Source organism: Mycobacterium sp. E2462, from assembly GCF_001672685.1.
Classification (GTDB): domain Bacteria; phylum Actinomycetota; class Actinomycetes; order Mycobacteriales; family Mycobacteriaceae; genus Mycobacterium.
Genome location: NZ_LZKC01000039.1, coordinates 1 through 763 on the forward strand (window position 1 = coordinate 1; position 763 = coordinate 763).

Genomic DNA, 763 nt, shown 5'->3' on the forward strand with positions numbered 1-763 from the left:
CGATGTCGTGGTAGTTGCGCAGGGTGCAGTAGATCGCCGGGCTGTAGGTGTCGAGCAACTGCGCCGAGGGCACCAGATCCGCCGCACCCCGCGCCAAATACGGCCCACCCTTGTTGAACAAATCAGCCCCGGTATTACCAAACCCCGCCGCCGACAACAACGCCTGATCCAAATCCTTTTGCTGCGCATTCACCGTGCGCGCCGTCACCACCGCATTGTTCAAAAAATCCAGCAAATCCGGCGCCGCATCAGCATAGGTATCCCCCAACGCCGCCAACCCCTGAATATCCCGACGCGCCTGCGGCATCCGCGGATTCACATCATCAAGAATCGCGTTCGCATTCACCACCGACTGCCCGAACCGCTCCCCCAACCCCGCCAACGACTGCGCCGCCGCGCTCAAGGTCAGATTCAACTTGATCGGATCCACCTTCTCCGAGATCGACGTAATCGTCTGAAACAACGTATTGATCTCCGTCGTCACCGACCGCGCATCAATCACCGTGCGCCCGCTGATCTTCTGCGGCGACGGATTCGCCGGCGTCGTCAACGACACATACTTGCCACCAAACACCGTCGTCGCCTTGATATCGGCATTCACATTCGACGGAATCAACGACAAATACCGCGGATAGACCTCCAACGTAAACTTCGCCGCCGGCTTCCCATCCCGCACCGTCTCACTGATACTGCCGACCCGACCGATCTCCACCCCGTTATAGGTCACCTTCGACCCCGGATCCATCACCAACCCCGCCCGCGC

Annotated in this window: 1 protein-coding gene; it reads right to left on the minus strand. The window is 59.9% G+C overall.

The features are described 5' to 3' along the window. Positions 1 to 763 (minus strand): MCE family protein (locus tag A5714_RS02310; RefSeq protein ID WP_156747140.1); only part of this gene is annotated, 763 nt, incomplete at both ends.